General features: G+C 37.1%; 11 protein-coding genes. 4 read left to right on the top strand and 7 right to left on the bottom strand.

Features of this window, described 5'->3' with window-relative positions:
• A partial coding sequence (locus NTU69_09995; protein MCX5803842.1) for a TRAP transporter large permease subunit occupies positions 1-360 on the top strand: 360 nt, incomplete at its 5' end.
• 39 nt (positions 361-399) lie between these two features.
• On the opposite strand, the gene lnt is transcribed toward NTU69_09995, so the two are convergent.
• Genes lnt through ybeY form a run of 3 tightly spaced genes read right to left on the bottom strand, consistent with a single transcriptional unit; the run spans position 400 to position 2,398 of the window.
• Positions 400-1,401, bottom strand: coding sequence for an apolipoprotein N-acyltransferase (lnt, locus tag NTU69_09990; GenBank protein ID MCX5803841.1), 1,002 nt, complete (start codon positions 1,399-1,401; stop codon positions 400-402).
• The gene (locus NTU69_09985; GenBank protein ID MCX5803840.1) at positions 1,344-1,934 is read right to left on the bottom strand and encodes a hypothetical protein; all 591 of its coding nucleotides are present in this window, start codon (positions 1,932-1,934) and stop codon (positions 1,344-1,346) included. The genes lnt and NTU69_09985 overlap by 58 nt, the downstream gene beginning before the upstream one ends.
• A 5-nt stretch (positions 1,935-1,939) precedes the next feature.
• Entirely contained in the window at positions 1,940-2,398 is a 459-nt protein-coding gene (gene ybeY, locus NTU69_09980) for an rRNA maturation RNase YbeY (GenBank protein MCX5803839.1), read from the bottom strand.
• A 314-nt stretch (positions 2,399-2,712) separates the two neighbouring features.
• Here ybeY and NTU69_09975 point away from each other — a divergent pair, with 314 nt between their 5' ends.
• From NTU69_09975 to NTU69_09965, 3 genes are all read left to right on the top strand, one after another.
• The gene (locus NTU69_09975) at positions 2,713-3,711 is read left to right on the top strand and encodes a hypothetical protein (GenBank protein MCX5803838.1); all 999 of its coding nucleotides are present in this window, start codon (positions 2,713-2,715) and stop codon (positions 3,709-3,711) included.
• 74 nt (positions 3,712-3,785) lie between these two features.
• Positions 3,786-4,667 carry a hypothetical protein gene (locus NTU69_09970; protein MCX5803837.1) on the top strand — a complete coding sequence of 294 codons (882 nt, stop codon included), beginning with the start codon at positions 3,786-3,788 and terminating at the stop codon, positions 4,665-4,667.
• Between the two features lie 391 nt (positions 4,668-5,058).
• Positions 5,059-5,319 carry a hypothetical protein gene (locus NTU69_09965; GenBank protein MCX5803836.1) on the top strand — a complete coding sequence of 87 codons (261 nt, stop codon included), beginning with the start codon at positions 5,059-5,061 and terminating at the stop codon, positions 5,317-5,319.
• Positions 5,320-5,731: 412 nt separating this feature from the next.
• On the opposite strand, the gene NTU69_09960 is transcribed toward NTU69_09965, so the two are convergent.
• From NTU69_09960 to NTU69_09945, 4 genes are all read right to left on the bottom strand, one after another.
• Positions 5,732-6,298 carry an NYN domain-containing protein gene (locus NTU69_09960; protein MCX5803835.1) on the bottom strand — a complete coding sequence of 189 codons (567 nt, stop codon included), beginning with the start codon at positions 6,296-6,298 and terminating at the stop codon, positions 5,732-5,734.
• A 260-nt stretch (positions 6,299-6,558) separates the two neighbouring features.
• Complete coding sequence (locus tag NTU69_09955; GenBank protein MCX5803834.1) at positions 6,559-6,798, bottom strand: hypothetical protein; 240 nt, start codon at positions 6,796-6,798, stop codon at positions 6,559-6,561.
• A 385-nt stretch (positions 6,799-7,183) separates the two neighbouring features.
• Positions 7,184-8,830: an HDIG domain-containing protein gene (locus NTU69_09950; protein ID MCX5803833.1), complete on the bottom strand. Its 1,647-nt coding sequence runs from the start codon at positions 8,828-8,830 to the stop codon at positions 7,184-7,186.
• The gene (locus NTU69_09945; GenBank protein MCX5803832.1) at positions 8,811-9,812 is read right to left on the bottom strand and encodes a PhoH family protein; all 1,002 of its coding nucleotides are present in this window, start codon (positions 9,810-9,812) and stop codon (positions 8,811-8,813) included. The genes NTU69_09950 and NTU69_09945 overlap by 20 nt, the downstream gene beginning before the upstream one ends.
• Positions 9,813-9,890: the final 78 nt, after the last annotated feature.

The raw sequence follows: 9,890 nt of genomic DNA, 5'->3' as shown, positions 1-9,890 counted from the left end.
GTTCAGAGCAAATGGCTTTTCCTCCTCGCAATAAATGGGGTCCTGCTTATCATCGGCGCCCTTATGGATATTGTCACAGCCGTTATAGTCATATCTCCCATACTGATAGAAACGTTGAACAGATACGATATAGATTACATCCATTTTGGCATCATCATGATTGTAAATATAGAGTGCGGGTTTTTGACCCCTCCTTTTGGTCTGAATCTTTTTGTTTCAATGGCTATCATGAAACGTTCGCTCATTGAGATAGGCAGGGCAGTATTGCCTTTTATTATTCTATTTATTGCCTGTCTCCTCGTCATAACCTATGTACCGAAACTCTCCACCCTTCTGCCGGAACTTCTGATCAGGAGATGATTTGAGAGTAAAACTCAAACAGGATCTCTGGAATTAAAATTATAAACTTGAGTTCATATTGCCCAGTGGATGGAATGTGGAAATCCTCCAGCACCTCGCTGCACAGATGATGAAGGTATATAAGAAAGCGAGCAGAATAAACCAGTCCCCGTATCTCACATAAGGTGTTTGTGTATCTCTAATAGTAAAAGTTCCCTTTAATACATCTTCCTTGAAGATATCTGTCTCTGCCTTTATGCGTCCTTTTGGGTCAATGATGGCGCTTATGCCTGTATTTGCAGCCCTTAAAAGATACCTGTCCGTCTCAATTGCCCTGAAGACGTAAAAAGCAAGATGTTGATAAGGGGCGGATGATCTATCATACCATGCATCATTTGTGATGTTGACAAGTACCTGAGCACCTCTTTTCACTGTTTTATTTGTGATGTACGGGAATATTCCCTCGTAACATATAAGTACACCTATGTTTCCAGCCTCTGTTGCGATCGGTTTGTGTCCCCTCCCGGGTGAAAAGTCACCTCCTGCAGCAGTTAATTTTTCAAAGAACGGGAAATATGTAATGAGCGGGGTATATTCACCAAAGGGGACAAGGTGAACCTTGCTGTAAGTACCGATTATCCCCCCCTTTTTTCCTAAAATATATGCAGAGTTGTAGTGCTTTCCATGTGAATCCTTGGAAACGGTTCCAAATAAGAGGGGGGTATTGAGAAGAGAGGGCAGCTCCTTTATGAATTTGTTTACATATATTTCTTGCTCAAAGATAAAAGGCATTGCAGTTTCAGGCCATATAATAAGATCCACATTTTTTCCTGCCTCAAGGGTCTTATTGTAATATGTTCTGATTGTTTTTATTTTGAAAGCCTCATCCCATTTTACGTCTTGTTTTATATTGCCCTGTATAATTGCAACAGTTAATATTCCCTCATCCTTTTTGCTCAACTGTTTGTAGCCGTATATGAGAGATCCGATGAAGAATATGCAAATTAAAGAGGTGTAGACCCGTTTGTTGAATAGACCATTAAGACATGATATATAATGCAATTAAATGCGACTATCAGGTATGATATGAAATATGTACCGGTGATGGATGTTATCTGAATTAGTGATAAGAACTTATATTGTGAGTGGGCAAGAAAACTCCATGGAAAACCTGTGAGCACAATACCTCTTAAATATTCTAATAACACCCATAAGAGTGGAGCAGAGATGAAGATAGGAATTGACAACCTTTTTTCAAGATAAGAAACAGAAATTGTAAAACATCCTGTATATATTGATAGATAAAGTACAAGTAACAGAAGTATCAAAGAACTTAAATATATATCTATCCCTCCGTACCTGTTCATAGCTATCACAGTCCAGTATACAAGCCCAAGGTAAGAGACTATCCCGGTAATAAAGCCTGAAATGAATGTATGACGAAGACCCTCTTTTTTCAATGAATGAAAAAGTGGCATGAGGGAAAAATATGCGAGATAGTAGAGAGATATCGGTGGCTGGATAAGTATTAACAGGATACCAGACAGAAAACTTAGACCGAGGGACGAAGGACGAGGAATGAAGCGGTTGTCCATAAATTTTATTGACCCATGTTTTTATAGAGTAATTTTTTATACATCTCGTGAGAACGGACATAATCCATGAGCTTCGTTTCTCTGTATCTCATCTTCCTGCTTTCTTTTCTGTTTTTTTCATGGTCAAACCCTAATATGTGTAGTAAGCCATGTATTATAAGGGCAAGCACCCTTTCATAAAAAGGAACCGCTAAATCTTTTGCTTCTTCTCTTGCTTTTTCAAGGGAGATTATAATATCTCCAAAAATTTCACAAGACAGACCGTTCATGTAGGAAAAGGATATAACATTTGTAGATTTGTCTCTGCCAAAAAATTCTATATTAAGTGATTTGATTTTTTTATTATCTACAAAGAGTATGCTTAAATCTCTATTTTGCAACCCTAAAGAGATTAGCAAATCTTCTGTAACGCTTCGGAGGCTCCTTGTGTCCATTTTCAACAATTTTTGGGAATTTTTTATCATTACCGTCATGGAATGTCCTTTCAGGATATTCAATCCCTACAAAACCATTGATAGTGGCCATTCTTAGCGTGATGCTGTAGACAAAGGCTTAATTTACGCCGTTTTATTGTAGACACAACAGGCGGAAGGGCTAATTTATTAATAAAAGTATCTGAGGCATCCTGTAAATTTTCAGTCATAACATACATAAAAAAGTTGTTGTCTCCAATTGAGTATAACCTAATAAGCATAGGATAATTTTATCATAAAGTGAGGTTTATAGAAACTATCTAATTTCGTGATTATTAACTTGATACAAGAAGGAGATATGAACAATGAAAAAGGGGCTTGACTTTGAGAACACTTATTCTATAATTAAAAAAAGATGTACAATGCTCAATTTTATGTTAAATAACTATAGTAATCAACAGTACAATCTTTTTAAATCTCTGATGGAGGTGAATAGAATGGCCAACATCGTCACCGGAGAAAAACTTATAGGGGCAGTAAAAGACGAAACATTTATAAAAGGGGGAAGTATAAAGTGCGCAGAGGGTGTCAAGTATGATTTCCGATTAAGCACTCGAATTCTCAAGGCATTCTATGAACGGCCAATAGATGTTAGTAACCTTAATGAAGCAGAGAAAAAGGATTTATTTATAGAACCTGGTGAAATGGTGTTTACCTTGACCGAAGAACGTTTGGAGTTACCAAATAACATGATGGCTGAACTCAGCCCTAAGCGTAAGCTCAGTCATGCTGGAATTCTCGCTATTGGTGGGTTTTGTGTTGATCCCCTTTATAGGGGTCGCCTTTTGATTGGTCTGTTTAACCTCTCCTCAACACGTTTTCCTATTATACCTGGGAAAAAGGTAATCGGGGCAACGTTCTTCACGCTTGAAGGAGGTGAACTTGGGGAGTTTCCGCAACCCGAAGCCGCATTGGAGGATTTCCCCGATGAACTTGTCCAAGTAATGCAGAAATATCGGCCAATTGTTATGAACTCCGTGTTGGAGACTATTCAGAGGCTACAAGATCAGATGGAGACTCTTCGCCGGGAAATTGCATCTCAGAATGAATGGTATAAGCGATTTGAAGGGATTCTTGACGGACACAATACTCAGATTGGTAATTTACTTGCAGGGTTGTCTATAGAAGTGAAAGCACGAGAGAAAGGAGAAGATTCTTTAAGCCAAGCCCTTACAAAATATACTGACCAAATGCAATCCGTTGTGAAAACACTAAACTTTCTAAAAGGCGCAGCTTTGGTCATCGGTTTCCTGATTACAGCTATTGGAGTCCCCTGGCTCCTCAAAATACTAAAAATTACATAATTAGACCAGGTGTGCTATTACGCTGATACCGAACAGGGTTTTACTCTCTATAGAGTAACAAAAAGGGGTAGAACATGGATGCTGAAATGATCGAAGACCAATTATCTCTCGAATATCACGGCGTGTCCGTTGAAACCGGACGCATGAATTCATATGACGTTGCAAGTTATATTCTTGCTTTTAGTGATTTTATGGGTATCGCATCTCGCACGGCATATGGAGAAAAGATTACATTAAGAACTGAAATTCAAGGATTCAAGCAAGATTCATTTGACATTGTTTTTGCATTACAGATAGCAGGTGTGGCGTACACCATCTTAATGCCTACAACGCCATTTTCAATCAAGGATTTCATAGGGCTTATCAAAGACTCAATTCAAGCATGGTTACATCTCAATGGTAGCCCACCAAAAGCAGTAACCCCCGTGCCTGATAAACAAAATATATTTCAGATCGAGAATCAGAATGGTCAACTTAATTACTTTACCGCAGATGTGATAAATATAATCACCGATTCTAAAGCTGGCAAGTCTGTGGAACAATTCATAAAAAAACCCTTAGAAAGTGGCTTGTCTTTTATTCGTATTAATTCAAAGTCCCTTGATGAAGTTGTAAATATAAAGGAAAAAGACGCCCCCTGTTTTATTCCTGTCAATATTGAAAAGCCTCTTCTTGAAAGTGAAATGAAAATGAGTTTGTTGATCGAATCCCCTACCTTCAAGGAAGGAAATAAGTGGAAGTTTTTTGATGGACAGAATAGCTTTTATGCTGATATTCTTGACGAGAACTTTCTTAAGAACGTGGACTCTGGGATTGAAAGATTCGGCAAGGGTGACAGTTTAATAGCAATTGTGCGATTTACACAATCAAGCGATGTTGGGTCATTAAAGATGGAACGTATTATTGTAAATGTTTTGGGGCATGAAGTTGCAACCCAACCAGAAAGACTGTTTTAATCTCTCTTTTTATGCTGATTTCGTTATCAGTTCTTTAAACTCCATTTTTGGTGCATTGAGCAATCTTATGAGCGTATCTCTAAACATATATGGATTCTCACGGCCATTGAACCGCCATTCAAATTCGTCGGTAATGTCCAAATTTATGGTAGTGGGTCAGTTTGGTAGATTTTATTGAAACAAAAATTCCATTCCCCAAAAAGAAATCTTAATAATTCAATTTTTACTTATATTCAAATCAGGACACTACCCCTTGTTCGGTGGTGACTCAGTTTGAAATGGGAGGCTGGTAGTATCCTAATTTAAGGGATTTATATACAATGTTAGCCAGACAATATTAGATGGCGGAAAAGGCTATTGTGTATGTTTTTTTGTGGGGGTAATTTTTGTTATGACAAAAAAAACTAAAGAATTTAGAAAACATATTGAAAATGCTTATAAAAACCAACAATTCGGTTTTAAGGGAGGCTTTGATGAAATATTATGCTATGAGTTACATACACAACCCGTTAATCCAAGAATGGATTGCATGACTATTAATAATGGTTACGAAACAGGTTTAACTTTTAAAGAACTCGCCCAAAAATGGGGAATAACTGTGTCTTTTTTGGGCGAGTTAATAAAAGATCATTGCCAAAAGTTGGAGGTTTAATGTCATTTGCCTTCGCTATTTAATCTTTTGCAATGATCACAAAGCGGTAAACCACCAGTACCCGGTTTCCGGTTATATGATTCAATGTTATTACCTTCCGTACATTTACTATTATTATGATGCACAGAAGTACCGGGTAATTTTGAATGAAATGGAGACACCATCGGCATATGAACTCACCTCCCTCCCAAAAAAAGATTTTACGAGCACAGATGTTCTTGATTACGAATTAGCAGAGTCCAGCAGGAATGTGACTAAATTCTCATCACCAGAGAGAATATCTAAGACTGATTTTCCTTTGTTACAACCACCCTTTTCTGTATTATTCTCTTATTCCAATAACTTGTCAAGCTGAATCTTTCTCCTTTCCTATTTTCGATTTTCGGTAGTGGGTCAGTTTGAAAAATAAAAATTATTTTTTAAAAAGAATCTTATTTATAATATCCTGCGTTAATTGTTTACGTTCATCACAAACTTCTACAATTTCCCTACTTGGACTGGTATATTGACCATAACTTCCATGCCAAAGGGTAACCAAAACCCCTTCCTGTTTTACTGCTTGAATAGCGGGTATAAAATCGCTATCACCTGTAAAAATAGCAAGATTGGTTATTCTACCCTTTCCCGCCAAAAGAGCCATGTCAACCCCTACCATGCAATCTATTCTCTTTTGGACAAAAATTGGTTCACCATTCGTATTAATTCCTCTATAAACCAATTTTCCAAGTCGTACCTCAAACCTTGGTAAAAAAGATAAGGCGGTTGTAAATCTATGAGCTTTAGAATATCGCTCCCTTTCTTCTTCTGTTGGAGAAGAACTTTGGAACGGGAGACAATGATAGTAGTAGGTTCTTAAGAGTTCATCGGGCTCTGTCATTACAGTGGCAAGTTTTTGAAAATCAATCTTTGCTTCTGCAAAATCATATTTAAGAACCTTTTCTACATAACCTCCATCTAAGAAAATTGCAACTTTTCCCATAAGCACCCCCAATTTAAATTAAAAGGCCATCCGTAATTGGATGGCCCATTAATTTACTCCCATCGTACCCGAAGGAACAATGGGGTTCATTTTTATCACATCAATAATCACTATAATTCATCAATTTGTGTTTGTCAAGAACAATTTAATAACAATTTAATAAAAAAACAACATCTTCAATATCCCATACATGATCTGTACACCTGCCGTCATTGCAGGAGGCCGCAGTATGGGCGATTGGCTTGAACGAATGGTTATGTTTAAGGTGACTTCTTTTCAATGTACTCTTCCCACGGCATTTTGGGATGTTTTGAATTTCCCAGGGTTCTGGGCCAGCCCAAACAATAAACCGTTTTTTGTTGTCTAAAATCGGAATCACCAGTATCGTTCAGATGGGTACTTAGAAGAATCCAGCCCAGCTCAAGGTATTTATTGGCCTCATCGTATCTATCAAGTTCTATGAGTTCTCCCACGCTGTATAGACCTTTGTCGTCCGTCACTTCTTCTTCCTCCTCGGTTTATAGAATATAACAATTAATATACCAACTTGTCTTTTTCTAAATACTACAACCACCAACAAAAAAATAGCAAGGGCTTTTTTGCATCTCTGAAAGACGGTCACAGACTTATTTTCTACTCAGATGGTTTTTACTGATATTGTATGGTAAAAAAACCACGATTACCAAGTGAAACATTAGATACCCAGAAAGGATGATAAACGCTCGACTTCAGGAAGAAGATGATATGACCGTTGGATTCCTAATCCGAAGGTCAGCCGATGTTATCAAGTGGTTTCAAGTAGTTAAATAACAATATATTTAGTCAAGTAGAAATATATTGATTTTGTCCAAATTTGTCCACAAATGTAGACACGGTAAAAAATGTCTATACCCGTAAAGCCTTTATCTGATGATGTTTGCTGGAATTCAAACCCTTAGTTTCAGGATATTCAATCCTATGGTGAAATATGCCTATTAATATTGTGATAAAACTTTTCTCTATCGCATGAAGGTCTTTTAGTGTAAGTTCGCATTCCTCAAGCTGCCCATCGAGGAATATATTTTCTATGATATTTTGAACATGGTTTTCTATTCTTTTTGGTGTAGGTTCTTCAAGAATTCTGGAGGCCGCTTCAACTGCATCTGCTAACATAATTATACCGGCTTCCTTTGTTTGCGGTTTAGGCCCAACATATCTGAAATCCTTTTCTTCTATTACATGCAATTTAGGATCTTCCATTTCTTTCGCCCTGTTGTAGAAATAACTTACAAGGCTTGTTCCATGGTGTTGTTCTATAATCTCGGTTATTTTTTTTCCAAGCTTATACTTTTCGGCAAGCTCAACCCCTTCCTTGGTGTGGGAAAGGATGATGAGGGCACTCATGTTTGGTGATAATGTTTTATGCACATCATCAAAATCCGTTCTATTCTCTATAAAATAGTGTGGCATTTTTAGTTTCCCTATGTCATGGTAGTATGCAGAAACCCTTGTGAGTAAGGGGTGTGCCCCTATACTTTCGGCCGCGGCCTTTGAAAGATTCCCCACAATAATGCTATGGTGGTATGTACCAGGTGCATTCACCATCATCTCTTCAAGCAATGGGTGTTCAAGGTTTGCAAGTTCTAATAATTTTATATCGGTGGTGTAATCGAAAATATGTTCAATTACAGGTAAAAGCCCGAGGGCAATAAAACTGCTTCCTATACCATTTAACAGGATAAAGGCGACCTTTATCGGAATATTAGCGAGTGAATGCCCGAAGAACACATTGAAAAGAAACACAAGGAAACACATCAAAAAAGCAGTGTATAAACCTGCCTTGAGTACGGTATTTCTGTTTTCACATTTTCCTGAAAAGTATGCGGTGAGTATACTGCCGAGAAGTGCATAGAGAAATATTGGCAGGCTGTTTTCAAAGGTAAAACCCATAACTATCGCGAAAAATATAGAAAAAATAATTGCTGCTTCAGAAAATAAAACTATTCTCAGTACCATCCCGAATAAGAATATAGGCAGGATGTAGAAAAGGTTTATGGTATGGATATGAGAAAAATATTCAAAGATGAGTATGGAAAATTTTACCAAAATGGTAATAAATGCTAAAAGAATAGCACAGAAGATAAGGTCTTTTTCTGAAAGTATAAACTTTTTTATATTCCTATCTGCATATTCGTAGATTATTGTGATTGATAAAAAGAGTAAGATGAATAGAGATAGAAACCTTGTGGGGGAAAGTGTCCCTTCGTGCTCCAACGTTTTTAGGGCAGAGAGTTTTTTTAAGTGTTCTTCATTAATCCTCTCACCTTCCCTTACAATTATTTCACCTTTTTTAATGGTGATATCGCTTTTTGGTACATATAAGTCAGCGGGTGTTTTTATATTTTCTCTGGCTATATCACCGTACTGATATTCGGTTAACAAATAAAGATACCTTATGTTGATGGTTAACGATAAAACAATGGAGAGGAGAAGAAAAATAAGTAGTTTATTATATTTTAAATACGAAGGAGGTTTATCCTTTCCGTTCTGCATTTTTTCTATCCTCTGGGGCTAACTTTTTTGTTTTGTAGGCCCTGATAATTTTTTGAACAAGAGGGTGCCTGACCACATCTTTTTCCGTAAAATAAACAAACTTTATACCTTTTATCCCCTTTAAGATACCCTGAATTTCCACAAGACCACTTGTTTTTTTATCAGGGAGGTCAATTTGCGTGATATCTCCTGTGACAACCGTTCTCGAAGAAAACCCGAGTCTTGTCAGGAACATCTTCATTTGTTCAGATGCGGTATTCTGGGCTTCGTCAAGAATAACAAACGCATCGTTCAGTGTTCTCCCTCGCATAAATGCAAGAGGTGCTATCTCTATTGCACCTTTCTCCAGAAGTCGAGAAGCCCTGTCCATATCAACCATATCATAGAGCGCATCATAGAGTGGTCTAAGATAAGGGTTTACCTTCTCATACATAGTTCCTGGAAGATATCCGAGCTTTTCTCCTGCTTCAATTGCAGGTCTTGTTAATATTATCCTTGAAACCTCTTTTTTGTAAAAAGACGAAAGTGCCATGGCCATAGCAAGGTATGTTTTGCCTGTTCCTGCTGGGCCAATTCCTATAACCATGTCATGATTTCTGATTGTATCCACATATTTTTTTTGATTTTTTGTTTTTGGGGTCACTATTTTTTTGGAAGGGTATATGTATATTTGATCATTATACAGTTCATCAATGCCATTATTTGTATGTGCAATATATCGAGCGGCATGATCTATATCGGAAGTATTAATGATAAAACCCCTTTTTATAACGCCATGAAGTTCATTTATGACTTTGTTAGTATTTTCAATGTCTTTTTTATTTCCAATAATGGTGAGATGATTTCCCCTGATACTTGTTTTAATGTTAAAGTACTTTTTCAGGTACTTTATGTTTTCGTCTCTGGGGCCGAACAGATTTCGTGCTACATTTGTATCTTCAAAGGATAGCCTTAAAAACCCTTCCTCAGTTTTTTCTTCCAATAAAGTTTTGCTTACCTCCTTAGAATCGTAAAAGTATAACATAAAACATTTTTTTTCGAAAGATGCAAATTCTTATGC

Source organism: Pseudomonadota bacterium (assembly GCA_026388215.1).
Classification (GTDB): Bacteria; Desulfobacterota; Syntrophorhabdia; order Syntrophorhabdales; family Syntrophorhabdaceae; genus JAPLKF01.
This window is presented reverse-complemented; position numbering and strand designations above follow the sequence as displayed.